General features: G+C 58.3%; 20 protein-coding genes and 1 other annotated feature. Of the genes, 12 read left to right on the top strand and 8 right to left on the bottom strand.

Annotated elements, in window-relative coordinates; all coding sequences use genetic code 11:
* Positions 1-10: 10 nt before the first annotated feature.
* From AVI_RS21195 to AVI_RS21180, 4 genes are all read right to left on the bottom strand, one after another.
* Positions 11-1060 carry a DmpA family aminopeptidase gene (locus AVI_RS21195; protein WP_012654189.1) on the bottom strand — a complete coding sequence of 350 codons (1050 nt, stop codon included), beginning with the start codon at positions 1058-1060 and terminating at the stop codon, positions 11-13.
* Between the two features lie 211 nt (positions 1061-1271).
* Positions 1272-1760: a nuclear transport factor 2 family protein gene (locus AVI_RS21190; RefSeq protein ID WP_012654188.1), complete on the bottom strand. Its 489-nt coding sequence runs from the start codon at positions 1758-1760 to the stop codon at positions 1272-1274.
* Positions 1761-1866: 106 nt separating this feature from the next.
* On the bottom strand, positions 1867-3018 hold the full coding sequence (locus tag AVI_RS21185; protein ID WP_012654187.1) for a CaiB/BaiF CoA transferase family protein: 1152 nt from the start codon (positions 3016-3018) through the stop codon (positions 1867-1869).
* Positions 3019-3028: 10 nt separating this feature from the next.
* Positions 3029-4204 carry an acyl-CoA dehydrogenase gene (locus tag AVI_RS21180; protein WP_012654186.1) on the bottom strand — a complete coding sequence of 392 codons (1176 nt, stop codon included), beginning with the start codon at positions 4202-4204 and terminating at the stop codon, positions 3029-3031.
* Positions 4205-4355: 151 nt separating this feature from the next.
* Here AVI_RS21180 and AVI_RS21175 point away from each other — a divergent pair, with 151 nt between their 5' ends.
* Entirely contained in the window at positions 4356-5270 is a 915-nt protein-coding gene (locus tag AVI_RS21175) for a LysR family transcriptional regulator (protein ID WP_041698618.1), read from the top strand.
* Between the two features lie 7 nt (positions 5271-5277).
* Here the strand turns inward: AVI_RS21175 and AVI_RS21170 are convergent, their stop codons facing one another.
* Positions 5278-5928: a DUF922 domain-containing Zn-dependent protease gene (locus AVI_RS21170; RefSeq protein ID WP_012654184.1), complete on the bottom strand. Its 651-nt coding sequence runs from the start codon at positions 5926-5928 to the stop codon at positions 5278-5280.
* Positions 5929-6167: 239 nt separating this feature from the next.
* Between AVI_RS21170 and AVI_RS21165 the strand changes: the two genes are divergently transcribed.
* Entirely contained in the window at positions 6168-7127 is a 960-nt protein-coding gene (locus AVI_RS21165; RefSeq protein ID WP_012654183.1) for a phytanoyl-CoA dioxygenase family protein, read from the top strand.
* A gap of 46 nt (positions 7128-7173) precedes the next feature.
* Here the strand turns inward: AVI_RS21165 and AVI_RS21160 are convergent, their stop codons facing one another.
* Positions 7174-7899, bottom strand: a complete 726-nt coding sequence (locus AVI_RS21160) for a pentapeptide repeat-containing protein (protein WP_012654182.1) — start codon at positions 7897-7899, stop codon at positions 7174-7176.
* Between the two features lie 468 nt (positions 7900-8367).
* Between AVI_RS21160 and AVI_RS21155 the strand changes: the two genes are divergently transcribed.
* From AVI_RS21155 to cysG, 9 genes are all read left to right on the top strand, one after another.
* On the top strand, positions 8368-8955 hold the full coding sequence (locus AVI_RS21155; protein WP_012654181.1) for an ANTAR domain-containing response regulator: 588 nt from the start codon (positions 8368-8370) through the stop codon (positions 8953-8955).
* Between the two features lie 12 nt (positions 8956-8967).
* Positions 8968-10239 (top strand): CmpA/NrtA family ABC transporter substrate-binding protein, encoded by a 1272-nt coding sequence (locus AVI_RS21150; protein ID WP_012654180.1) that lies wholly within the window; start codon positions 8968-8970, stop codon positions 10237-10239.
* A 409-nt stretch (positions 10240-10648) separates the two neighbouring features.
* Entirely contained in the window at positions 10649-11947 is a 1299-nt protein-coding gene (locus AVI_RS21140) for a CmpA/NrtA family ABC transporter substrate-binding protein (RefSeq protein WP_012654179.1), read from the top strand.
* A 23-nt stretch (positions 11948-11970) separates the two neighbouring features.
* Positions 11971-12864, top strand: coding sequence for a nitrate ABC transporter permease (gene ntrB, locus AVI_RS21135; protein ID WP_012654178.1), 894 nt, complete (start codon positions 11971-11973; stop codon positions 12862-12864).
* Positions 12865-12878: 14 nt separating this feature from the next.
* Positions 12879-13676 (top strand): ABC transporter ATP-binding protein, encoded by a 798-nt coding sequence (locus AVI_RS21130; protein WP_041698612.1) that lies wholly within the window; start codon positions 12879-12881, stop codon positions 13674-13676.
* Between the two features lie 5 nt (positions 13677-13681).
* Positions 13682-16129, top strand: a complete 2448-nt coding sequence (gene nirB, locus AVI_RS21125; RefSeq protein WP_012654176.1) for a nitrite reductase large subunit NirB — start codon at positions 13682-13684, stop codon at positions 16127-16129.
* Between the two features lie 4 nt (positions 16130-16133).
* Positions 16134-16469 carry a nitrite reductase small subunit NirD gene (gene nirD, locus AVI_RS21120; protein WP_012654175.1) on the top strand — a complete coding sequence of 112 codons (336 nt, stop codon included), beginning with the start codon at positions 16134-16136 and terminating at the stop codon, positions 16467-16469.
* A gap of 5 nt (positions 16470-16474) precedes the next feature.
* Entirely contained in the window at positions 16475-19132 is a 2658-nt protein-coding gene (locus tag AVI_RS21115; protein ID WP_012654174.1) for a nitrate reductase, read from the top strand.
* The gene (cysG, locus tag AVI_RS21110) at positions 19104-20585 is read left to right on the top strand and encodes a siroheme synthase CysG (RefSeq protein ID WP_012654173.1); all 1482 of its coding nucleotides are present in this window, start codon (positions 19104-19106) and stop codon (positions 20583-20585) included. The genes AVI_RS21115 and cysG overlap by 29 nt, the downstream gene beginning before the upstream one ends.
* Positions 20586-20853: 268 nt before the next feature.
* Here cysG and AVI_RS21105 read toward each other — a convergent pair whose 3' ends face one another.
* Entirely contained in the window at positions 20854-22335 is a 1482-nt protein-coding gene (locus AVI_RS21105; protein ID WP_012654172.1) for a SulP family inorganic anion transporter, read from the bottom strand.
* An 86-nt stretch (positions 22336-22421) separates the two neighbouring features.
* Positions 22422-22477, bottom strand: a sequence feature (sul1 is cis-regulatory element that is thought to sense ions involved in sulfur or methionine metabolism; They are found in Alphaproteobacteria).
* 75 nt (positions 22478-22552) lie between these two features.
* Positions 22553-23890: an NAD(P)/FAD-dependent oxidoreductase gene (locus AVI_RS21100; RefSeq protein ID WP_012654171.1), complete on the bottom strand. Its 1338-nt coding sequence runs from the start codon at positions 23888-23890 to the stop codon at positions 22553-22555.
* Positions 23891-24113: 223 nt separating this feature from the next.
* On the opposite strand from AVI_RS21100, the gene AVI_RS21095 reads away from it, so the two are divergent.
* Positions 24114-24590: an Lrp/AsnC family transcriptional regulator gene (locus tag AVI_RS21095; RefSeq protein WP_012654170.1), complete on the top strand. Its 477-nt coding sequence runs from the start codon at positions 24114-24116 to the stop codon at positions 24588-24590.

The following is a 24590-nucleotide window of genomic DNA, read 5'->3' as shown; positions in this document are numbered from 1 at the left end:
GGTAAAAGCGTCAGAGACGACGGATCGTGTCGAGAGAAATGGCGGAAACAACGGTAGGCTTTCCCGTCGCGGCATTAACGCCGGTCATGGAAACGGCCATGGTCAGTGAATTGAGGATCGCCTCCTCGGTTGCCTCGATCACAGCCTCGAAAAGCGGCGAAACAACGTCATTGGAGAGCTGTTCAACGCTCATCATCGCCTTTCGGCGGGCTGGCGTGCGCCGGACCGACTGTGCCGTCGAAAAGGCCAGTGCATAATCGCCCGAACCATTGCTGAGCGCAGCACCAGTGCGGGCAAGGCCGCCAAAGCAGCGTTCTGCCAACCGGGTCAGATTGCGCGCGCAAAGCGGCGCATCGGTCGCCACCACAATGACGATGGAGCCATCCCTGTCGTGAGCCGTATCGGACCGATAGGGCTTGCCCGCAACGATGAGATGGCCGCCATAGTTGGACTGCACGAGAACGCCGAGTGTATATCGGGCATTGCCGATCTCAACCAGCCGCGAGCTGGTGCCGATACCGCCTTTCAACCCGAAAGCGACGGTTCCCGCGCCAGCGCCAACAGCACCCTCCTCTACCGGACAAGGCTGTGCCGCCACAATCGCCGCGCTAATCTCCGTGACATCGGGACGGGCAGCGCTGATATCATTCAGGCGGCTGTCATTGGTTTCTCCGACCACGGCGTTGAGCGAGGTGACGCGCTCGTTACCCTTCTGGGCCAGCGTATAAAGATTGATCGCCTCGATGGCGCGCCCGACCGCAAGCGTGTTGGTCAGCACAATCGGGGTCTCGATCTCGCCAAGCTCGACGATCTGGGTGCTACCGGCAAATTTTCCGTAACCATTCAAAACGGCGAAACCGGCAGGTACCTTGTCCTGAAACAGATTGCCGCCATGCGGAAGGATAGCAGTGGCACCAGTCCGCGTCCGATCTCCGTCGATCAAGGTCATATGACCAACCGAAACGCCGGTGACATCGGTAATGGCGTTGAGCGGTCCGGCGGGATAATGGCCAACGGGGCTGCAAAGCTCCCTGAACCGCGCACGCGAATTTTCCGTCACATCCTGCTCCGCCAACCGTCAAATCGGCGGCACCCTACGCCCGGCCCTGACAAATATCACGGCAAATCTAGGGATATCCACGATGTTGTCGAAAGGCTCGAAGATGCTGACGCATCCTCGCCTTGAAGACATTGCAAATCTCTCAAAGGCAGCCGGGGCTTGAGAGATTTGCAAAAGGAATATGATCAGGCATCTTCAACGACTGATCATATTAGGGCTTGGTCGCCGAATCCCAATGTTCGTCCGCCTTGCCGTCCACGAAACGCCAGCTGTCGAACCAGGTCGTGGTATAGGTCTTGGTCGGGTCTTTCGGATCCTTCAGTTCGCGGGGAAAGGCAACAGTGACAATGTCCCCTTCAGCCACCACCGAGACCACTTTGGTCTGCATCTTTTCCGGGATCGGCGACGGCGTGACTTTTCGCACCTTGGTGAAATAATCGATCACGCCCTGACGGCCCGAGGCCGCATTGGGATTGTGCTGAATGTAGCGCTCGGTCAGATAGAGATCGGCGCGGTCCCAGTGGTTGGCCTCCAGCAGTTCCTTCAGGATCTTATACGTCGTCTGCTTGTTGCGGTTCAGCACCGGATCGGGGCTGGTAAACAGCGCTTCGGCATTATCAACGCCACGAACCGGCTCCTGTGCAAAAACGCCCGAGGCGAGGCTGAGCGACAGCGCGACGATGGAAAGAAAGATTTTCATGGCAAATCCCGTCAGTGAATGATGGACGCTTTGAGATCACACGCCAGCGCCCCATGCAAGACGGCAGTTTTCCAACCCATAGAAACCAAAAGGAAACCAGCCCCTTTCAATCCTTGTCGTGCCGTATCTCCGCAAGCACCTCAGCCGTATGCTCTCCCAGGCGCGGTGCGCGCCTCGTCGTCTCAAGCTCGGCTTCAGAAAAGACGATGGGGGTTCGGATACCCGGCACGCCATCCGGGATGATTTTCATTTGCCGGAAGGCAAATTGCGGATCGGCAAACAGGTCCGCCACCGTGTTGATCGGCCCGGCCGGAACGGTCGCCGCCTCCAGCCGCGCCAAGAGGTCGTTGCGCTCGAATTGCCGGGTCTTGTCTTCCATCACGGTGGTCAATTGATCCCGATGGGCGACACGGGCAGAATTGGTGGAAAATTCAGGTGTTGTCGCCAGCTCAGAAAGGCCCAGCACACCACACAGCCGGACAAATTGGCCATCATTGCCGCATGCAATGATGATATGGCCATCGGCAACCGGAAAGGTCTGGTAGGGCGCAATATTGGGATGGTTATTGCCCATGCGCTTCGGCACAATGCCTGACGCTGCGTAATTCATCGCCTGATTGGCCAATACCGCCGACATGCAGTCGAACAGTGCCATGTCGATGAACTGACCGCGCCCGGTCTGAAGACGTTGCGCCAGCGCCGCCTGAATAGCGATGACCCCGTAAAGCCCGGTGAAGATATCGGCAAAGGCAACGCCGATCTTCTGCGGCGCACCGTCTGGCTCTCCGGTCAGGTCCATGATGCCGCTCATGCCCTGGATCATGAAATCATATCCGGCACGTTGCGCATAAGGCCCATCCTGGCCAAAGCCGGTGACGGAGCAATAGACCAACCTAGGATTAAGCTCCTTCAGGCTGTCGTAATCGAGGCCATATTTGGCAAGACCGCCAACCTTGAAATTCTCGATCACCACATCGGCGGAGGCAATCAGATCGCGAAGGGTTTTGATATCTTCAGCCCTGGTAAAATCCGCCGTGATCGACCGTTTGCCGCGATTGCAGGCATGGAAATAGGCAGCGGCCTTTTCCACGCCGTCGTCTATGAACGGCGGTCCCCAGCTACGGGTATCGTCGCCTTGCGGGCTTTCCACCTTGATCACATCAGCGCCGAGGTCGGCCAGCGTCTGGCCGATCCAGGGACCGGCCAGAATCCGGGCCAGTTCAATGACCTTCAATCCCGAAAGTGGCGCATTCGACATCGATCCGTCCTCAGAAAAATGCCTGGATACCGGTCTGGGCGCGGCCCAGGATCAGCGCATGCACATCATGGGTGCCTTCATAGGTATTGACCGTTTCCAGGTTCTGCGAATGCCGCATGACGTGATACTCGATCTGGATACCGTTGCCGCCGTGCATGTCGCGGGCCATGCGGGCAATGTCCAGCGCCTTGCCGCAATTGTTGCGCTTGATGAGGGAAATCATTTCCGGCGCATGCTTATGCTCATCCATCAACCGCCCAACCCGCAACGATGCCTGCAAGCCCAGCGCGATTTCGGTCTGCATATCGGCGAGCTTCTTTTGATAGAGCTGCATCCCGGCCAACGGCTTGCCGAACTGATGGCGGTCGAGACCATATTGACGCGAGCGCACCCAGCAATCTTCGGCAGCGCCCATGACGCCCCAGGAAATACCATAGCGCGCCCGGTTCAGGCAGCCGAATGGGCCTTTCAACCCACTGACGCCAGGCAGCAAGGCATCCTCACCAACCTCAACGCCGTCCATGACGATCTCGCCGGTAATTGAAGCGCGTAGCGACAGCTTGCCGCCGATCTTCGGGGCGGACAGGCCCTTCATGCCCTTCTCCAGCACGAAGCCGCGAATGGCGCCATCATGCGCCTCGGATTTCGCCCAGACCACAAACACGTCCGCGATTGGCGCGTTGGAAATCCACATTTTAGAACCGCGCAGGCGATAACCGCCCTCGATCTTTTCGGCTCTGGTTTTCATGCCACCCGGATCGGAGCCCGCATCGGGTTCGGTCAGGCCGAAGCAGCCGATCAACTCACCGGACACCAGACCCGGCAGATATTTATCTTTTTGCTCCTCGGAGCCATAGGCAAAGATCGGATGAATCACCAAAGAGGATTGCACGCTCATCATCGACCGGAAGCCGGAATCCACCCGCTCTACTTCGCGCGCCACCAGCCCGTAGCTGACGTAATTGGCACCCGCCGCGCCATATTTTTCCGGTAGGGTGACGCCTAACAGGCCCGCCTTGCCCATCAGTGGAAACAGTCCGCGCTCGGTTTTTTCGTTGAGATACATGTCCTCGACGCGCGGGCTCAGTTCAGCCTTGGCAAACGCCGCCGCCGCATCGCGGATCATCCGCTCTTCTTCGCTCAACTGGTCTTCCAGCAGAAAGGGATCGTCCCACACAAAGCTCATGGCATCCTCGTATCAAAAATTCTTAGAGCATTTCCAGCAAAAGTGTGTAGCGGTTTTGCGTCCGGAAATGCGTTCTAACTCAGTCTCGCAGATCAAACCGGAATCGCAAAACAATGTTTACGAAACGGGATATGAGTTATAATCATAGCTGATGAAGCTCATTCAACGCCGCCTGCTGCCGTCCACCAGCGCTCTTGTCACCCTGGACTCCGTGGCGAGGCTGGGCAGTTTTTCCGCTGCCGCCAGCGAATTGAACCTGACGCAGGGCGCGATCAGCCGGCAGATCCAAACGCTTGAAGAGCAATTGGGAACGCAACTGTTCCTGCGCAATGGTCGCGGCGTGGTCCCGACGCCGCGTGGCGAGAATTTTCACCGCGCCGTCCAGTCCGCACTGTCTCTGATTCAGGATGCTTCCCTGGAAGCCATGACCGGCTCGCAGGGCAACGCCCTGAACATCGCCATTCTCCCGACCTTTGGGACACGCTGGCTTTTGCCGCGTATTTCCAGCTTTGTCGCCGCCCATCCGCATATCAACCTGAATTTCGCAACCCGCATCGGCATATTTGATTTCGATGCCGAACAATTGGATGCTGCCATCCATATCGGCAAGCCGAACTGGCCGCGTGCCACCTGCACCTTCCTGATGGACGAGACCGTTGCCCCGGTGTGCAGCCCGGCTTTTCTAGTCAGCCACCATATCAAAGCGGACAGCGATCTGGCCGACCTGCCGCTGATCCAGATGAAGTCGAGACCGCTGGCCTGGGATCATTGGTTCGACAGTCTCGGCATCACCGCCACGCCGCGCGCCGCCATGAGTTTCGAGCAGTTCATGAATGTGGCCCAAGCCTGCATTGCCGGGCTTGGCGTTGCGCTGATGCCGCTATTTCTGATCGGGCCGGAATTGGAAAGCGGTCAGCTTGTCCTGGCATCTCAGCACAGCGTCAACAGCCAGAGCAATTATTATCTTGTATCACCCGACAACAGGCCGCTATCGAAGCCGCTGGCGGCCTTTTCACAATGGCTGCTCCAAGAAGTAAAGGCATTCACGACCAGAGACGCAGGCTAATCAGCTTTTAGCCACCATTGACCAGCGCCAGAATAAGCTGCTGGATCGGCCCGCCCGGCGCCATTTCGGATTGCTCGAAGATCCGATCCCGCTCACGCTTTCGATCGGAGATTTCTCCCAGGCGCTTTGTCAGGTCCGTGCGGATCTTCTTGCAGTCGGGATCATCCGGCACGGTCAGACCGATGCTTGCCGCCTCGATCGCCTTGACCATGTCCTTGATGTTTTGCCCGTGGACACGCTCGTGCGTCTCAATCCCGGCGATAAATTTTGCCCAGTTTTCCCGAACCGGACTTGTAAGCGACTGGGATGGACGAGGCAGCGTATAGATAACAGTCAATTTGGGAATGGCCGTCTCCAGCACACAAGTGCTGCCATGCGGCACATATTTGCGTGTCCATGTCAGCTTGAATGTGGTATGAGCAATGACATGTATCCGTTTGTCAGTGCCGATAACCGGGCCTTTTTCTCCGATGGATTGATAGAGTTGCGGCCCGCTTTGACCTGAAACGGGGTAAGTCGCAATCTGCTCGACCGCTTGCCAGTCTGCAAATGTTGGATTTGCGACATTTAAAAAAAGCCATGCCATAACGCCAATAGCCATTTTTTTCGAGCGAAATACACCCGATAGGTTGTTACTGCCAAAAAAGCGATCAAGCATGGTTGTTCATGATCCTGTGACAAGGGCTCGTTACTCAAACAATAGTAAGGTTTATTTTCCTGCCTCAAACACACCTGCGAAAGCAAGCGTTTTTTTGCCAGAAAATACTCTAACTCATTGAAATAAAAGAAATGTCACGATTTCGCCACAATGTAATGTTCTGTGTCAGGCGTGGGTGACGCATAACTCCTATCCATCGAATCGTGCTGTTTGGCAGCATTCGCCAGGAGACTTCAGTGATGCAGACAATTGAATCGAACCCGCAGGATCTCGAATCCATCGCTCGCAAAGGTAGTGCCTTTCGACGCATGGCTGTGCGCATTCCGACATATATTGCCGACGTGAAGGAAAACCCTGCCTGGCTGCCAATGTTTATGCTGGCCAGAACCATGCCGGGTCGGCAGTTGCATTGGCTGACAGCTCGCAAGCACAAACCAGGCTCCAACACCCAACCCAGCATGTTCAAGGCAGACAGCGGATCCGCCACGCTTGCCTTGCGCAAGGACGGAATTTTCACCGGCCTGCAATTGCCAAGCGACATCCATGAATCCATTCATGACCATGCGTTAAAAACGCCCTGCTTCGGCAACTTCGACCGGCGACTGGAATTCAAGGCAGGCGATCATGCCGAAGCCGAGAAGACATTCGGACGCCCAATCCTGAGCGGTCACTTGTTCGAGCGGACATTGAATTGCGAAGCGGCTGTCGCCATTCAAAGAGATCCGTTGCTGATCGATATCGCCAAAAACTATCTCGGCGGCCAGGCACAGTTGATCACCACCCGTCTCTGGTGGAGCTTTCCCACTGCCGCCACCGAGAAAGACCGCAGCATGGCCTCGCTCGACAAGTTTCATTTCGACCTCGACGACTGGCGCATGTTGAAATTCTTTTTTAATATCAATAGCGTTGATGAGGGGACAGGGCCGCATATTTACGTCAAGGGTAGCCATCGCCGCCGCCGGCTGAAACACCAGTTGACCTTGTTGGTCGGCCACCCGGCGGAAGAAGTGCTTGACTATTACGGCAAGGACAGCGCTGTCACACTTACCGGACCAGCAGGATCGGGCTTTGTCGAAGACCCTTTCGGCTTCCATATGGGTACTGTGCCAACGGCTAAGCCACGCTTGATGATGGAGGTCGGCTTCGGCGTTTCCAAACCGTCAAAGCGCCGCTTCCACGGCGAACCGATCTTGCGCTGAACGCTGCCAGTCAATAATCCACGCGACATTAATCCGCAGGACATTATTAATCCGCAGGACAGGGCCAATCGGACGGATTGGTCAGGCCTGCGGGAAGCTTGGTCTTTGCATCGCCACAGGCAAGGTTGACCTGGTCCTGTTTCAGCCCTTTGGCTGTCGACAGGTCCACACCTTCAATACGGGTGCGAAACAGGAATGCGTCTTCAAAATCGACTCCACCATCCAGCCGCGCCAAATTGAAACTGGCGCGGGACAGGTTTGCCACTGTGAACTTGGCTCCCATCAGGATGGATTTTTCGAAATTGACCCGGCTGAGTTCCGCCTTGGTAAAGTCTGCACCAGCCAGATTGGCGCCACCTAAATTGACGCGCTGCATTTCAGCGGAGACAAAACTGGCGTCCACTCCAGACATTGCCGACATCTCAGCGCGATAGGACTCGATACGGTCGAATTTCGCTCCGTCGGCATTGGCGCCAGCAAAAGAGGCGCGGATCAACGTCGCCTTTTCCAGATCGGCTGCCTGCAAACTGGAATTGCTCAAATCAGTAAAACTCAAGTCCGCATCATAGAGATTGGCACCGCGAAGGTCGCTTCCGCCCAGCATCAACTGCCGTTTGCGGCATTCTGACCAATCCACCTTGCTGGCTGGGCCGCTTCGGCAATCGGCTGCCTGGGCAATGTTCGTTCCGAGCATAGAGACGACAACGAGAGAGAACAGGCAGGACGCAAGCCTGGCAGTGTTTTTAACATCCTGGAACAAAGCGAATTGCATAGATCTCGTCCAACCTCACCTTTTGGCCATGCACAGCAATCGACCGCACGGTCACCATGCATTCCCCCCACTGCATGATTCCTTAAATCCCACCTGATGTCAGGAGAAAATCATGCAGCAATTTAACGTGCTATAGCCCTTTGTTTTTACGCATCTTGTTTTTTGCGTATCTCCAGCCTCCATTCACATATGGAAAGGATAGAGGCGTCAAGTCTGCGATCAACCTATCTAACCAGACCTTGCCTGGTTACCCAAGGAGTCTCTGCTTAAATCACTCTATACCGGCGCGATTTTTCTCCAAAACAGTTGATCGCAGTCCTAAAACCCTGCCTCATCAAGAAAATCATCACACCGACTAACTGTCATGCTCACAAATCATGCCGAGCGACGATCCTTTTGGACACCTTGTCAGGATCATTGGTGTGCAATGCAATTGTCAAGTATTTCGCAGTGCGGTAAGCCTGATGCGTGACCCACAGCGACCTGACCATTCTTGTCATCGATGAAAATGCCATCCGCGCCTCGATTATCGAAGAAGGGCTGCGGGAGGCAGGACATCTGCATGTCACTGTTATCAACGAGGTCCAGGGTATCGCCCGCAGCATCGAAACGCTGGCGCCAGATGTGATCATCATCGACCTGGAAAGCCCCAATCGCGATATGCTGGAGCATCTGTTTCAACTGAGCCGCAGCGTCAGCCGACCGATTGCAATGTTCGTTGACCGGGCCGATACGGAATCGATCGCTGCTGCCGTCGATGCCGGAGTGTCCGCCTATATCGTCGATGGGTTGCGCAAGGAGCGTGTCAAGCCGATCCTCGATATGGCCGTCATCCGGTTCCGGGCCTTTGAGCGATTGCAGCGCGAATTGACGCAAGCGCGCACGGCGCTGGAAGAGCGCAAGGTGATCGAGAAGGCCAAGGGTATCTTGATGAAAATGCGTGGCCTTTCGGAAGAAGAGGCTTTCGCCCTGCTGCGGCAAAGCGCCATGAACGAGAAAAAGAAAATGGTGGAGATCGCCCAGAGCGTTGTCACCGCCGCCAGCCTTTTGATGTGAGGACGCCAGACCATGACCGAGGCCGCCACACAGACGACCATTCTTTCCGCAGCGGTCGCAGGCCGGACGGAAACCCGTCACCTGCGCGTTGGCTTCATTCCGCTGGTCGATGCCTCAGTGCTGATCGCAGCCGTTGAATTCGGCTTTGCGGCGCGCCATGGTCTGACGCTGGAGCTGGTGAAGGACGTGTCCTGGGCCAATCTGCGTGACCGTCTGGCTTTCCAGCAATTCGATGTCGCCCACATGTTGTCGCCAATGCCTGTCGCTTCCATGCTCGGCCTTGGCTCCAACCCCTCCCCAACGATTACGGCGTTCTCGCTGGGACAGGGTGGCAATGCCATCACACTGTCGATCCGGTTGTTTCAGCGGATGGAAGAAACCGGGTTGGTTGCAGCGCAGGCAAGCGCGCTGGACAATGTCCGGGCGCTGGCCCGTGTGCTGGAGACCATGCGCGAACGCGGTGAGCCCATGCCGACCTTGGGCATGACCTATCCGTTTTCCTCGCATAATTACGAATTTCGTTATTGGCTGGCCGCTGGCGGCATCGATCCGGACCGCGATGTGAAGCTGGTCGTGGTACCGCCGCCGCTCACCTCCGATGCCCTGGCCGCAGGCGCCATCGATGGCTTTTGCGTCGGCGCGCCTTGGAACATGGTGGCGTCAGAGCGCGGCGTTGGCCGGATCGTTGCTGCCAAGCAGGACATCTGGCCGTCGGCCCCTGAAAAAGTGCTGGGCATGCGCCCGGATTGGGCGGCGGAAAACCAGGAGACTGTTAACAGGTTGATCACGGCTCTCGATGAGGCTGCCCGCTGGTGCGACGCACCCGACAACCGCGATGCGCTGGCCGAAATGCTCTCCGCACCGCGCTATATCGGCGCGCCTGGCGACATCATCCGCCATGTGCTGGGTGGTGTCTTCCATCTGGATGCCAAAGGCAATCGCCGGGTCATCGACGACTATTTCCGCTTCCATGCCGAGCACGCAAATTACCCTCGCCCAAGCCAGGCCTTGTGGATCTATAGCCAGATGATCCGCTGGGGACAGGCGCGCTACGACGAAGCCGATGTGGAAAAAGCAGCCAGCGCGTTTCGCCCGGATATCTACCGCGCCGCCCTTGGGCTGCCCGATCAGTTGGCAGAAGACGATTTACGGGTAGAAGGACTGCGCGAGGGGGACCGTTTCATCGATGGTTTTGTCTTCGATCCTGCCAAACTCGCCTCCTATGCCGGGCAATTCCCGGTGCGCGCCCATCTTGCAACATCTGCGAGACCAGAAGAAATTTGAACGGATTTCGGGCAATTTTTTCGCCACGTAAATAAGCACTGCGCAATAATTAGACGAGTACCTCGGCTGATTTTCGAGCGCCCTCAGCTGATCCGCCGGCAATTCGAAAAAATGCGATACATTTCACTTTTATTTTTATGCATTCAATTTCATCAACTTAACGTTTAAAAACTCACCTCTCGCTAGAAAAACACGCGGCATTCGCCGGAATTTTACAAAACTGGCACGGGCTTTGCTTCTATAGATTTGCGTGGTCAACGGCGACCAACGCGAAATAGCGCAGACGCTGCGCTTTCCCTGAGACATCGACGTCGCAAGGTTTTTGAGCGGACACCTCCCGGTCCGCGCAGGAATCTTCGCGGCGTTTTTTTTGCGTTTTGCCCTTTTGCCCGCCCGACAGGAGCCCGTCATGACCCGCATCGCCCATCACGCTATCAATCGCCGTTCCATTCTCAAGGCAACAGGTGCTGTTGCCACGCTTGCCGCCGCCCGCATCCTGTTGCCATCAGGCGCGCTGGCCGCCACCGCCACACCGGAAGTGACGAGCGCCAAACTTGGCTTCATCGCCCTGACGGATGCCGCACCCTTGATCATCGCGCAGGAAAAAGGCCTGTTTGCCAAATATGGGATGACCGGCGTGGACGTGTCGAAGCAGGCCTCCTGGGGTGCGACCCGCGACAACCTGGTGCTGGGCGGCGCATCCAATGGCATTGACGGCGCACATATCCTCACGCCAATGCCCTACCTGATGCAAACCGGCAAAGTCACGCAGAACAATGTGCCGGTGCCTATGTCCATCCTTGCACGCCTCAATCTCGACAGCCAGGGCATTTCAGTCGCCAAGGAATATGCAGAAACCGGCGTCGCCCTTGACGCCGCCAAGCTGAAGGACGCCTTTGCCGCCAAGAAAGCCAAGACCGGCGAAGTCAAGGTGGCGATGACCTTTCCGGGTGGCACCCATGATCTGTGGATTCGCTACTGGCTTGCCGCTGGCGGCATCAATCCCGACAAGGACGTCTCAACCATCGTCGTGCCGCCACCGCAGATGGTCGCCAATATGAAAGTCGGCTCCATGGACGCCTTCTGCGTCGGCGAACCCTGGAACGAGCAATTGGTCAACCAGGGCATCGGCTTTACCGCCTGTACCACCGGCGAGCTTTGGAAGGGCCATCCTGAAAAGGCCTTCTCGATGCGCACCGAATGGGTGGAAAAGAACCCCAACGCCACCAAGGCGCTGATGATGGCGATCATGGAAGCGCAAATCTGGTGCGACAGCATGGAAAACAAGGCCGAAATGGCCGATATTCTCGGCAAGCGCCAATGGTTTAACGTGCCGCCCAAGGATGTGCTTGGCCGCCTGAAGGGCAATATCAATTACGGCAATGGCCGCGTGGTGGAAAACACCGGCTTGCAGATGAAATTCTGGCAGGACCATGCCTCCTACCCGTTCAAGAGCCATGACCTGTGGTTCCTCACCGAAAATATCCGCTGGGGCAAGTTTGCCGCCGATCTCGACATGAATGCACTGGTCGACAAGGTCAACCGTGAAGACATCTGGCGGGCTGCCGCCAAGGATCTGTCGGTCGCCAGCGCCGATATTCCGGCATCGACCTCGCGCGGCAAGGAAACCTTCTTTGACGGCAAGGTCTTCGACCCTGAAAACCCCAAGGCCTATCTCGACAGCCTGACCATCAAGGCTGCGGCGTGACCGCGCGCAACAGGAGAAAACTCATGTCCGCAAGTCTTCGCAAAGCAGAACCCGCAACCATCACCGCCCCTCAATCAGCTGGAACGGTGGTTGCCATGGCACGCCGCCCCACTCGCAGGTTCAACAGCCAGCGCATCGGCGCAAATGTGCTGCGCAATGTCGTGCCACCATTCGTCGTTCTCGCCATCCTGCTGGGCATCTGGCAGATCGCCTGTTCCCATGCTGGCGCGACCTTGCCGCCGCCAAGCCAGGTCTGGGAAGAAGCCCATGACCTGATCACGGCCCCCTTCTTCAACAATGGGCCGCAGGATATCGGCCTTGGCCTGCGCGTTCTGGTGTCGCTGGAGCGGGTGGCAATCGGCTTCGGGCTGGCGGCGATTGTCGGCGTCTTTCTCGGTGCGGTGGTCGGCCAGAGCATCTGGGCAATGCGGGGCCTTGACCCGATCTTCCAGATCTTGCGCACCGTGCCGCCGCTTGCCTGGTTGCCTCTGTCACTCGCGGCCTTCCAGAATTCCAATCCGTCGGCAATTTTCGTGATCTTCATCACCTCGATCTGGCCGGTGATCATCAACACCGCCGTCGGTGTGCGCAATATTCCCGACGATTACCGCAATGTTGCCCGGGTGCTGCGGCTCAACCCGCTGGAATTCTTCATCCGCATCATGGTGCCTGCCGCCGCCCCTTACATCTTTACCGGGCTTCGCATCGGCGTCGGCCTGTCATGGCTGGCCATCGTTGCCGCTGAAATGCTGACCGGCGGCGTCGGCATCGGCTTCTTCATCTGGGATGCGTGGAACTCCTCGCGGCTCTCCGACATCATTGTGGCGCTTGCCTATATCGGCGTGACCGGCTTTGTCCTCGACAAGCTCGTCGCTCTCCTTGGCAGTGTCATCACCCGTGGCACCGCGAAGAACTAAAGGGAGGCCTGCTAATGAATGCCTATCTCAAAATCGACCATATCGACAAAAGCTTCGAACGATCAGGCACAAAGACCGAGGTCTTGAAGGATGTCTCGCTGTCCATCGGCAAGGGCGAGTTCGTCTCGATCATCGGCCACTCCGGCTGCGGCAAGTCCACGCTGCTGAACCTGATTGCCGGACTGACCCGCGTGACCGCAGGCGCGATCCTGCTGGAAAACACCGAGGTCAACGCACCGGGGCCGGAACGGGCCGTGGTGTTTCAGAACCATTCGCTGCTGCCGTGGCTGACGGTGTATGAAAACGTCAATCTCGCCGTCTCCAAGGTGTTTGCGGGCCGCAAGACCAAGGCGGAAAAGCATGACTGGGTGATGCGCAATCTCGATCTCGTGCAGATGGGCCATGCCAAGGACAAGCGTCCCGCGGAAATTTCCGGCGGCATGAAACAGCGGGTCGGCATTGCCCGGGCGCTGGCCATGGAGCCGAAAATCCTGCTGCTGGACGAGCCGTTCGGGGCATTGGACGCGCTGACCCGTGCCCATTTGCAAGACGCCGTGATGGAAATCCATGCGCGCCTCGGCAATACGATGATCATGATCACCCACGACGTCGATGAGGCCGTGCTGCTCTCCGACCGGATCGTGATGATGACCAACGGCCCCGCCGCAAAGATCGGTGAAGTGCTTGATGTACCGATCCCACGCGTCCGTGACCGCATCGCATTGGCCGGAGACCGGACCTATCTCAAATCCCGCGAAGCCGTGCTGAAGTTCCTTTACGAACGTCACCGCTTCGTCGAAGCCGCGGAGTAACCCCCATGCTGGAAAAACTTGTCATCATCGGCAATGGCATGGCGCCGGGACGGATGCTGGAAGAGCTGTTCGAAAAAGCGCCCGGCCTTTATGATGTCACCGTTTTCAATGCCGAGCCGCGCGTCAATTACGACCGCATCATGCTCTCGCCGGTGCTGTCGGGCGAAAAGGCCTATGAAGACATCATCATCCACAACGATCAATGGTATGAAACCCATGGCGTGACCCTGCATCGCGGTGCGAAAGTCTCCGGCATCGACCGGCAGGCAAAAACCGTGACCTCGGAAAACGGCATCACCGCCGCCTATGACAAGCTGGTGATCGCCACCGGCTCCCTGCCCTTCATCATCCCGGTCCCCGGCCATCAATTGCCCGGCGTGCTCGCCTATCGCGATCTCGATGATGTCGAAAAAATGCTGGAGATCAGCAAGGGCCAGGGCCGGGCCATCATCATCGGCGCAGGGCTGCTGGGGCTTGAAGCCGCCTATGGCTTGAAGCGTCAGGGCATGGAGGTCACCGTCATTCATTTGATGCCGACCATTATGGAACGCCAGCTCGACCCCGCCGCCGCCTATCTTCTGGAAAAGGCACTGAGCGAGCGGGGTATCGAAATCATCACCAAGGCCAATACCAAGGCGATCCTCGGCACAGAAAAAGTCGAAGGCATTGAGCTGGAAGACGGTCGGGTGATTGCAGGCGACATGGTGGTGATGGCGGTTGGTATCCGTCCGGCTTCACAGCTGGCCAAGGATGCCGGTCTTGCCGTCAATCGTGGCATTGTTGTCGATGACGGCATGCAGACGTCGGACGCTTCGATCTTTGCACTTGGCGAATGCGCTGAACATCGCGGCATGTGCTACGGTCTGGTCGCGCCGCTCTATGAAAGCGCCCGGGTGCTGGCCGATAGGCTGACCGGCGGCCATGCCGAATATCACGGCTCCGTCGTCAATACCAAGCTGAAGGTCACAGGCATCAACCTGTTTTCAGCTGGTGACTTTGCAGAAGCCCCGGACCGCGAAGAAATCGTGCTGCGCGATGCCTCATCCGGCATCTACAAGCGGCTGGTGCTGAAGGATAATCGCATTATCGGCGCCGTGCTTTACGGCGAAACCGGCGATGGCTCGTGGTTCTTCGATCTGATGAAGCGCGGCACCGACATTTCGCAGATGCGCGACACGCTTATTTTCGGCCAGTCCTACCAGGGGGGGACTCCGCTGGACCCTATGGTGGCCGTTGCAGCCTTGCCGGATGATGCGGAAATCTGCGGCTGCAACGGCGTCTGCAAGGGCAAGATCGTCTCGACCATTACAGGCAAAGGCCTGACCTCGCTGGATGAGGTTCGCGCCCATACGAAAGCCTCCGCCTCCTGCGGCAATTGCACCGGCCTTGTCGAGCAGGTCATGGCGCTGACGCTGGGTGATGCCTATAACCCAAAGGCCGTCACGCCGATTTGCGCCTGCACCGACCTTGGTCACGATGACGTGCGCCGGCTGATCAAGGCCAAGGGCCTGAAGACCATCCCCGCCGTCATGCAGGAACTGGAATGGAAGAGTTCCTGCGGCTGCGCCAAATGCCGCCCGGCGCTCAACTATTACCTCGTCTGCGATTGGCCGGATGAATATGCCGATGACTATCAGTCACGCTTCATCAATGAGCGCGTCCACGCCAATATCCAGAAGGACGGCACCTATTCGGTCGTGCCGCGCATGTGGGGCGGCGTCACCAATGCTGCCGAACTCAGGGCCATTGCCGATGTGGTCGACAAGTTCGAAATCCCCATGGTCAAGGTCACCGGCGGCCAGCGCATCGACCTGCTGGGCATCGAAAAGGAAGACCTGCCCGCCGTCTGGGCCGATCTTGGCAAGGCAGGCTTTGTCTCCGGCCAGGCCTATGCCAAGGGTCTGCGCACCGTAAAGACCTGCGTCGGCTCCGACTGGTGCCGGTTCGGCACGCAGGATTCCACCGGGTTTGGCATCAAGCTTGAAAAATTCATGTGGGGCTCCTGGACGCCCGCCAAGTTGAAATTGGCCGTCTCCGGCTGTCCGCGCAACTGCGCTGAGGCGACATGCAAGGATATCGGCGTCATCTGTGTGGATTCCGGGTTTGAGATCCATTTCGCAGGTGCCGCCGGTCTCGACATCAAGGGTACCGATGTTCTGGGCCTGGTCAAAACAGAAGAAGAAGCGCTGGAGCATATCGTTGCGCTGACGCAGATGTACCGCGAACAGGGCCGCTATCTGGAGCGGATCTACAAATGGGCAAAACGCATTGGCCATGATGAAGTCCGCCGCCAGATCATGGAGGATGAAACCAAGCGCAAGGCTTATTTCGACCGCTTCGTTTTCAGCCAGAAGTTTGCCCAGGTCGATCCCTGGTCGGAGCGGGTCTCCGGCAAGGACAAGCATGAGTTCAAGCCGATGGCGACCATCGGTTACACCCAGGCAGCGGAGTGAGATCATGAATCAGAACTGGACCTCAATCGGCCATATCGACGACATTCCGCTGCGCGGCGCGCGCTGCGTAAAAACTCCTCAGGGCAAGATCGCGGTGTTTCGCACTGCCGAAAACGAGGTCTTCGCCATCGAGGACCATTGCCCGCACAAGGGTGGACCGCTTAGCCAGGGCATCGTCCACGGCAAGGCGGTCACCTGCCCGCTGCACAATTGGGTGATCTCACTGGAAAGCGGCAAGGCGCTGGGTGCCGATGAAGGGGCCGTGCGCACGATTGCGGTGCGCAATGTCGAAGGCATGCTCTCCATAGCCACGGAAAGCCTGTTGCAGGCGGCGGAGTGAGCATCATGTCCGGCGAGACGAAAACCACCTGCCCCTATTGCGGCGTCGGCTGCGGCGTGATTGCCAAGGTCGAGGAAAATGGTACCGTCAGCATCAAGGGCGACCCGGATCATCCGGCCAATTTTGGCCGGCTCTGTTCCAAGGGCTCGGCGCTGGGTGAAACGCTGGATCTGGATGGCCGGGCGCTCACTCCGACCGTTTACGGCGAGCGCCAAAGTTGGGATATGGCGCTCGATCTCGTTGCCGATAGGTTTTCCCGCAGTATTGCCGAGCATGGCCCGGATTCGGTCGCCTTCTATCTCTCCGGCCAATTGCTGACCGAGGATTATTACGTCGCCAACAAGCTGATGAAAGGGTTTATCGGCTCGGCCAATATCGATACCAATTCCCGTCTCTGCATGGCGTCTTCGGTCGCAGGCCATAAGCGGGCCTTCGGCTCCGATACCGTTCCCGGCACCTACCGCGACCTGGAACTGGCCGATCTCATCGTGCTTGTGGGATCCAATATGGGCTGGTGCCATCCGGTGCTTTATCAGCGGATTGCTGCGGAAAAGGCCAAGCGCCCCGGCCTGAAAGTGGTGGTGATCGATCCGCGCCGCACCGCAACCTCAGACATTGCCGACCTGCATCTTTCCATCCGTCCGGATGGCGATGTGGCACTGTTCAACGGTTTGCTGGCGCATCTGGTCGAAAACCGCAGCATCGACCAATCCTATATTGCCGCCCATACAAACGGCTTTGCGGACGCGTTTGCCGCCGCTGCCGGTCAATCGCTTGGCGATTTGATGGAGAAGACCGGCCTGCCCGCCATGCAGTTGCGGCAGTTTTTCCAGCTGTTTGCCGCAACGGAAAAAACCGTGACCTGCTATAGCCAGGGCGTCAACCAGTCATCGCTTGGCACGGACAAAGTCAATGCGATCATCAATTGCCATCTGGCCACAGGCCGAATCGGCAGGCCCGGCATGGGACCGTTTTCGCTGACTGGCCAGCCGAATGCCATGGGCGGACGCGAGGTTGGTGGCCTCGCCAACATGCTGGCCGCCCATATGGAACTGGGCAATCCCAGGGATCGGGATCGCGTGCAGCGATTCTGGGCCTCCCCCACCATGGCCGACAAGCCGGGCCTGAAGGCCGTGGACATGTTCAAGGCGGTGGCCGATGGCAAGATCAAGGCGCTGTGGATCATGTCCACCAATCCTGTTGTCTCCATGCCCGATGCCGATGCCGTCAAGGCGGCGATTGCCGCCTGCCCCTTTGTTGTCGTCTCCGACATGCAGGCCGATACCGATACGGCAAAGCTGGCGCATGTGCTGCTGCCAGCGGCTGGCTGGGGTGAAAAATCCGGCACCGTTACCAATTCCGAGCGGCGGATTTCCCGCCAGCGAGCCTTCAAACCGGCCCCCGGCGAGGCCAGGGCAGACTGGTGGCAGATGGCGGAAATTGGCCGCCGCATGGGCTTTGGCAAGGCCTTTCGCTATCAGTCACCCGCCGACATCTTTGCTGAACATGCCGCCCTATCGGGTTTTGAAAATACTGGCACCCGCGATTTCAATATCGGCGCTTACGGCGCGATCACGGAAACAGACTATCAGGCGCTTGCCCCCTTCCAATGGCCACAGAGACAGGGCGAGCCAGCGGCGGACAGCCGGTTTTTCGCCAATGGCGGCTTTTATCATCCCGATGGCAAAGCGCGTTTCATTGCTTGCGAAACTGCAATACCGGATAGGGCAAGCCAGGACTTTCCCCTCACGCTCAATACCGGGCGGGTGCGCGATCATTGGCATACGATGACACGGACGGCAAAAAGCGCGAGGCTGTCAGCGCATCTGGCCGAACCCTTCGCGGAAATCCACCCGCTGGACGCCGCCAATCTCGGCATTGCCGATGCGGAACTGGTGGAGATTTCCAGCCAGACCGGCAGCCGGGTGATCGTTCGCGCCCTTTTGACCAGCCGCCAGAGCCGTGGCGCCATTTTCGTGCCAATGCACTGGACCGGCGAAACCGCCTCACTGGCCCGCATCGATAGCCTCGTACCCTCGCGGGTGGACCCGGTTTCCGGCCAACCAGCGCTGAAACATGTGGGTGTTGCGGCAAAGCCCTATGCGGCAATCGCCTATGGTTTTGCCGTCTCAGCTCATAAGCCGCAGGCGCTGGACGCATCCTATTGGGCTTTGGCCAAGGCCGAGCATGGCTGGCGGCTGGAGCTGGCTTTCGAAAATGGCCAGGATTGGGAAAACTGGGCGAGAACCGCGCTTGCCGTACCCGCCACCGCAGAGATGATCGGCTATAGCGACCATGCCAGTGGCGATGTCCGGCTGGCATTTTTTGACGCAGGCAGGCTTTGCGCCGCGCTGTTCATGGCAAGCCAACCGGTTGCGGTGTCGCGCAATTGGGCCAGCGCCCGGCTTGACGACGACTTTACCGATCGCCGCACCCGGCTGGCGCTGATTGCCGGGCGGCCCGGCGCTGGCCAGATCGATCCGGGGGCAATTGTCTGTTCGTGTTTCTCCGTGGGGATCAACCAGATCACCAGTGCTGTCAGGGGCGGCTGCGGCTCGGTCGAAGCCGTCGGTCAGACCCTGTCAGCCGGAACCAATTGCGGCTCCTGCCGCGCCGAAATCAGGAGGATTATCGATGCCGTTCAAATCCTTGCCGCAGAATAACTCCCGCCGCCCGGAACGGGTCGCGCCGCTCGCAAAACTGCCGGTGTTCTGGGCGCTGGAGGGCAAGCGCGTCATCGTCGCCGGTGGTTCGGATGGGGCAGCCTGGAAGGCGGAATTGCTGGCTGCCTGCGGCGCTGATGTCGAGGTGTTCTGCGCCGAGGACGAATTGTCCGATACCTTCCGCACCCTCCTTGAAGAGCCGGACCGCATGGTCCTTCATCCCCATTGCTGGCATATCGGCATTTTTGAAAACGCCGCTTTGGCGCTTGCCGATTGCGAGACGGAGGACGAGGCCAAGGCGTTTTATTGCGCGGCGAAAGCTGCGGGCGTCCCGGTCAATGTCATCGACAAGCCCGCCTATTGCCAATTCCAGTTCGGCTCCATCGTCAACCGCTCGCCGGTCGTGGTGGCGATTTCCACCGATGGCGCGGCACCAATCCTCGGGCAGGCGATCCGGCGGCGGATTGAAACGCTGCTGCCGCCAGCGCTCAAACCATGGGCAGAACTGGCGCAAGCGATCCGTGGCCGGATCAATGAGAAGCTGGCACCCGGCGCACCGCGCCGCGCCTTTTGGGAGCGCTTCGTGGACCGCGCCTTCGCTGGCAATGCACCGCCGCAGGACAATGAGGAGGATTTGCTGCTGAACGAGACCGCCAGGCTCGCAAACGCCCCGGCACTGGGGCGGGTCACACTGGTCGGCGCGGGGCCGGGCGATGCGGAACTATTGACCCTGAAAGCCGTACGGGCGCTGCAAGCCGCCGATGTCATCCTGTTTGACGATCTCGTCTCCCCTGACGTTCTCGAACTTGCCCGCCGTGAAGCCAAACGCATGCTGGTTGGCAAGCGTGGCGGGCGGGAAAGCTGTAAGCAGGACGATATCAATGAGATGATGGTGCGGTTTGCCAAGGCTGGAAAACGTGTGGTGCGGCTGAAATCCGGCGATCCGATGATTTTCGGGCGAGCAGGCGAGGAAATCTCCCGGCTAGCGGATGAGGGCATTGCCGTGGATGTCGTACCCGGCATCACCTCAGCCAGCGCCATGGCGGCGGCGCTTGGTATTTCACTCACCCACCGCGATCACGCTCAATCGCTGCGATTGGTGACGGGCCATTCCCGGCATGGCGACCTGCCGGAAAGCCTCAACTGGCGCGATATGGCCGATCCATCCGTCACGACAATCTTCTACATGGGTGGTCGGATGGCAGGCCGGATTGCCGACAATCTGATGGCCGCAGGCATGGCTTCCAACACGCAAGCGGTGGCGATGACCTCAATCAGCCGTGCGCAACAGACGAGTTGGCGGGGAACGGTCGGCGAACTGGCCGATGCGGTCGCTATACTTGGCGTCAGCAACCCGATCCTCATCGGCGTCGGCACCGCCTTTGCCCAGCCAGGCACAGCGATGCCCTGTGCTTATCCCCAACAGGCAGAACAGCAATTGGCGGCCTATTGAAAGAAAACACCTCCAAAAACGAAAAGCCTGCCGCGGGAGGAGGTGCGGCAGGCTTTTCGAAAAGAACCGAACGACGGCTGGGAGGAGGAGTTCCGTCATTCCGACGGGCCGCTCTGGGAGGAGGAGAAGCTGGCCCGGTGTATCGAAGCTCAGCGGGAGGAGGATGCATCGCTTCGATGAAAAGAGTTATACCTGATTTTCGCACATTTTCGAGGCAGTTTTTCGCACGCCAGCCATGCGCTATGCGCGTAGCGAATTGCTCGAACCGTCAATGCCCCCCTGCGTACAGAACGGCCTGCGGATCGCGGTGAACAGCAAACCGGTCCATCATATGCGCACTGGCGATGTTCATGCCCTTAACATCGACCTCGGCCCCCTTGGCGCGAAACTTCAGCACGATCTTATCCAGGGCACCAACAGCGGTAATGTCCCAGAAATGCGCCTGGGTGACGTCGATGGTAATCGCCTTCACGTCATCATCGAAATCGAAGGCGGCAATGAAGGCATCGGCGGAGGCAAAGAAGATCTGGCCATCGACCCGGTAAAGCCTCGACCCATCCTCTTGGTCTTCCGCCTTCACATGCACCATCCGCGCCACTTTGCCGGCAAAGAACACCCCCGACAGCAGCACACCGGCCAGCACGCCCTTGGACAGGTCATGGGTTGCAACCACGGTCACCACTGTCACCAGCATGACCAGCGAGGAGGACGGAGGATTGCGGCGCAGATCGAGGATAGACCGCCATGAAAAGGTGCCAATCGACACCATGATCATGATCGCCACCAGAGCCGCCATCGGCACAACGCGCAGGATATCGTCCAAGACCAGCAGCAGGACCAGCAGGAATGCACCCGCGACAAAGGTCGAAAGGCGCCCTCGCCCACCGGACGAGACATTGATGACCGACTGGCCGATCATGGCGCAGCCGCCCATGCCACCGAACAGGCCGGAAGCGATATTGCTTGCGCCCTGGCCGATGCATTCCTGGCTCTTGTTGCTTTGCGTATCCGTCATGTCATCGACGATCTGCGCTGTCAGCAGCGATTCCAGCAGGCCGACAGCGGCGAGCGCGATGGAATAAGGGAAAATGATCTGCAACGTCTCGAAGGTCAGCGGCACCTGCGGCCAACCGAACAATGGCAGGCTGGATGGCAATTCGCCGAGATCGCTGACGCTGCGGACATCCCACCCGAACCACCAGGTCGCAGCCGTCAGAACGGCGATAGCCACCAGCGGTGACGGCACCACCTTGGTGAGGCGCGGGAAGAGATAAATGATGGCAAGCGCCACACCGATCATCACGAACGTCGATGGTGGACGACCAAGCAATTCCGGCAATTGCGCCATGAAGATCAGGATCGCCAGCGCATTGACGAAGCCCGTCATCACCGAACGCGATACGAAGCGCATCAACCGCCCCAGCTTCAGGAAGCCCGCCAGAATTTGCAGCAGGCCCATCAGCACCGTTGCGGCAAACAAATATTGAATGCCGTGATCCTTGACCAATCCACCGATCAATACAGCGGTTGCGGCGGTGGCAGCGGAAATCATGCCCGGACGCCCACCGCAGAAGGCGGATACACAAGCGATGATAACCGAGGCAAACAGCCCGATCTTCGGATCGACCCCGGCAATCACCGAGAAGCCGATAGCTTCGGGAATAAGGGCGAGGGCCACGACAATGCCCGACAGGACATCGCCACGGATATTCGAGAACCAGTCTCGCTGGTATCGTTCAATTTTTTTCATGGAGATTGTTTCGCAACGGGGAAGATTTTTCACAAACGCTCAGATCTTGCCGAATAAACGGATCATCACGTTTCAGAAATGTCGTGCGTTGTCTGGCGGATTGGCGGCCAGAATAGCCACCCGGAATTTCACCGGGTCCGTGGTTCATGGCTTTCTATACGCAGAAAGCACCTGTCTTTGCAATCCCGTACCCACACTGGCCAGGAAGAAGCGGGGGTCAGAAGCCCGCGACCTTGCCCCAGGCAGAATGAGCCAGCCGCTCGGGCCGATAGTCTTTGGGATCGACAATCGGTTCGGAACCGGTGATGATGTCGGCGATCAGATGCCCTGCCCCCGGCCCAATGCCAAAGCCATGGCCACTGAATCCGGCCGCCAGGATAAAGCCCGGCAGAGATGGAACCTCACCGATGGCGGGCACACCATCTGGAGTGCTGTCGATATAGCCAGCCCAACTGGCCGAAATCTTTGCGCCAGCCAAAGCAGGCAGCAATTCGCCGGCACGGCGATAGGTTTCGGCGATCAGTTTGCGATCCGGTATCGGGTCGAGAATACGGTTACGCTCCATCGGCGTCGCCTTGTCCAACGCCCATTTCGCCAGTGTCTCATGGCCATTGCGCAGACCTTCGATCGTACCCGGCTTCAGGCTTCTCCACCGCCGCTGGAACATTGGCAGGAAAGCCTTGCCATAGCGAATTTGCTGGGGGGTCAGATCGACGCTGGCACGGCCGCTGATCGCCAAGGTATAGCCGCCATCGCCCCGGCGGGTCACGGAAACCCGCGCCGTATGCAGGGCGTCTGGCAACGCTTCGGCACCTAATCCGTCAAGAGGACCGACAGAAAGGATAGAGGACCGGATAGACGCCTGCGGAAAGCGAATGTTCAACTGATTGCAGAAGGAAGACGCCCACGCGCCGCCCGCCATCACCACGGTTCCCGTGCGGATCGTCCCCTTTTCCGTCACCACGGCACTGACCCGGCCAGCCTCGGTTTCCAGCCCACGGGCCGCGCAATGCTGCATAACGGTTCCGCCAAATTTCATCACGCCGCGCGCAATGACAGGGGCAGCCCTTTCGGGGACCGCTATGCCATCGCTGGGCGAAAACACCCCGCCAAGCCACGGCTTTCGCGTCGCTCTGCCTTTTTCGGCTGCTTCCTTGCCCGAAAGCATGTGCGTGGTGACACCGACTATTTTGGCAAAGTCACGCCATTTGGCCCAGGTGGCGATTTCCGCCTCGCTATTGCTCAGGTAAAGCAGGCCGCAGCGGCGAAACCCGACATCCTCGCCAATGTCGCTGGCAAAACTTTCCCACAGATCCAGGCTTTTCGTCGCCATCGGCAATTCGCGGGCATCGCGGTTCTGCTGGCGGCACCAACCCCAATTGCGGCTGGACTGCTCCGCCCCGATCAACCCCTTTTCCAGCAGCACGACTTTGACGCCGCGCTTTGCCAGGAAATAGGCGGTGCAGGTCCCGACGATACCGCCGCCAATCACCACGACATCCGCTGCCTCAGGCAAAGTGGTGTGGGTCTCTACTCGCAACAGGGGTACACGCATGAAAAGCTCCTTGATTGCTGATCAGCATAAGCATTTCCATCAGTGAAAAGCACCGCGATTGCGCCAGATTCAGCATTTCCTTCCGTTTTTAGAAACCCAAACAATCCCTGTGTTGCATAAGGTTTTTCAAAGCTTTCCAGCGTGCTTTCCTGATGATGAACGCTTGCACTTTAGCTTTCGAAGCATAATATGCTGGCCAACAGGCATTAAGGGAAACAGCAGCGTGAAGCTCGACAGGATCGACATCAAGATTCTCTATGAACTGCAAAAGAATGGTCGGATCACCAATGTGGAACTGGCCGAACTGGTCAATCTCTCCCCCAGCCCCTGCCTGATGCGGGTAAAGAAACTTCAGGCCGATGGCTATATCGAGGGCTATTCCGCCCAGATCAATGTCAGCAAGCTTGGCCAGACGCTGACCGTGTTTACCGAAATCACCTTGAAGAACCACAGGCAGATCGATTTCGCCCGGTTCCTCGCCGCGGTTGAAAAAGTTGACCAGGTGATCGAATGTCACCTGGTCTCCGGCGGCTATGATTACATGCTGAAATTCGTCACATCGGGGATTGGCGAATATCAGTCGATCATGGAGCGGCTGACCGACATGGATATCGGTATCGACAAATATTTCAGCTTCGTGGTGCTGAAATCACCAATCGTCAAATCGCATATGCCCCTCACCAGCCTGTTTCCAGTATAG

The sequence above is a fragment of the Allorhizobium ampelinum S4 genome, from assembly GCF_000016285.1.
In the GTDB taxonomy this organism is placed as follows: domain Bacteria; phylum Pseudomonadota; class Alphaproteobacteria; order Rhizobiales; family Rhizobiaceae; genus Allorhizobium; species Allorhizobium ampelinum.
The sequence above is the reverse complement of the archived record's forward strand: the minus strand, read 5'-3'. Positions and strand labels throughout refer to the sequence as shown.

What these genes read in the sequence shown, in the direction of transcription:
- nirB (WP_012654176.1), top strand. Translation starts at nt 13,682, where the DNA reads ATGCTGGAAAAACTTGTCATCATCGGCAATGGCATGGCGCCGGGACGG.
- AVI_RS21185 (WP_012654187.1), bottom strand. Translation starts at nt 3,018, where the DNA reads ATGTCGAATGCGCCACTTTCGGGATTGAAGGTCATTGAACTGGCCCGG.
- AVI_RS21165 (WP_012654183.1), top strand. Translation starts at nt 6,168, where the DNA reads ATGCAGACAATTGAATCGAACCCGCAGGATCTCGAATCCATCGCTCGC.
- AVI_RS21105 (WP_012654172.1), bottom strand. Translation starts at nt 22,335, where the DNA reads ATGAAAAAAATTGAACGATACCAGCGAGACTGGTTCTCGAATATCCGT.
- AVI_RS21140 (WP_012654179.1), top strand. Translation starts at nt 10,649, where the DNA reads ATGACCCGCATCGCCCATCACGCTATCAATCGCCGTTCCATTCTCAAG.
- AVI_RS21170 (WP_012654184.1), bottom strand. Translation starts at nt 5,928, where the DNA reads ATGCTTGATCGCTTTTTTGGCAGTAACAACCTATCGGGTGTATTTCGC.
- AVI_RS21150 (WP_012654180.1), top strand. Translation starts at nt 8,968, where the DNA reads ATGACCGAGGCCGCCACACAGACGACCATTCTTTCCGCAGCGGTCGCA.
- AVI_RS21175 (WP_041698618.1), top strand. Translation starts at nt 4,356, where the DNA reads ATGAAGCTCATTCAACGCCGCCTGCTGCCGTCCACCAGCGCTCTTGTC.
- nirD (WP_012654175.1), top strand. Translation starts at nt 16,134, where the DNA reads ATGAATCAGAACTGGACCTCAATCGGCCATATCGACGACATTCCGCTG.
- AVI_RS21130 (WP_041698612.1), top strand. Translation starts at nt 12,879, where the DNA reads ATGAATGCCTATCTCAAAATCGACCATATCGACAAAAGCTTCGAACGA.
- AVI_RS21100 (WP_012654171.1), bottom strand. Translation starts at nt 23,890, where the DNA reads ATGCGTGTACCCCTGTTGCGAGTAGAGACCCACACCACTTTGCCTGAG.
- AVI_RS21190 (WP_012654188.1), bottom strand. Translation starts at nt 1,760, where the DNA reads ATGAAAATCTTTCTTTCCATCGTCGCGCTGTCGCTCAGCCTCGCCTCG.
- AVI_RS21180 (WP_012654186.1), bottom strand. Translation starts at nt 4,204, where the DNA reads ATGAGCTTTGTGTGGGACGATCCCTTTCTGCTGGAAGACCAGTTGAGC.
- cysG (WP_012654173.1), top strand. Translation starts at nt 19,104, where the DNA reads ATGCCGTTCAAATCCTTGCCGCAGAATAACTCCCGCCGCCCGGAACGG.
- AVI_RS21160 (WP_012654182.1), bottom strand. Translation starts at nt 7,899, where the DNA reads ATGCAATTCGCTTTGTTCCAGGATGTTAAAAACACTGCCAGGCTTGCG.
- ntrB (WP_012654178.1), top strand. Translation starts at nt 11,971, where the DNA reads ATGTCCGCAAGTCTTCGCAAAGCAGAACCCGCAACCATCACCGCCCCT.
- AVI_RS21115 (WP_012654174.1), top strand. Translation starts at nt 16,475, where the DNA reads ATGTCCGGCGAGACGAAAACCACCTGCCCCTATTGCGGCGTCGGCTGC.